Source organism: Allobosea sp. ASV33, assembly GCF_016428755.1.
Classification (GTDB): Bacteria; Pseudomonadota; Alphaproteobacteria; order Rhizobiales; family Beijerinckiaceae; genus Allobosea.
The window spans coordinates 1-301 of sequence record NZ_JAELTI010000372.1; the positions used below are offsets into that span (position 1 = coordinate 1).

Below are 301 nucleotides of genomic sequence, written 5' to 3' on the forward strand. Positions count from 1 at the left end.
GTTCGCGCTGCTCATCGCCGCGATCCTCTGGAACCTCGGCACCTGGGCGCTCGGCCTGCCGGCCTCGTCCTCGCATACGCTGATCGGCTCGATCATCGGCGTCGGCCTCGCCAACCAGCTCTATGGCTGTCTCTTATACACATCTCCGAGCCCACGAGACTCTAGGCGCGATCTCGTATGCCGTCTTCTGCGTGAAAAGAGGGGGGGGGGGGGGGGGGGGGGGGGGGGGGGGGGGGGGGGGGGGGGGGGGGGGGGGGGGGGGGGGGGGGGGGGGGGGGGGGGGGGGGGGGGGGGGGGGGGG

The 301-nt window shown here is 75.1% G+C and carries 1 protein-coding gene; it reads left to right on the plus strand.

The window, feature by feature from the left end; all coding sequences use genetic code 11:
- On the plus strand, positions 1 to 301 hold a 301-nt coding region (locus JHD80_RS28995; RefSeq protein WP_248311827.1), incomplete at both ends, for an inorganic phosphate transporter.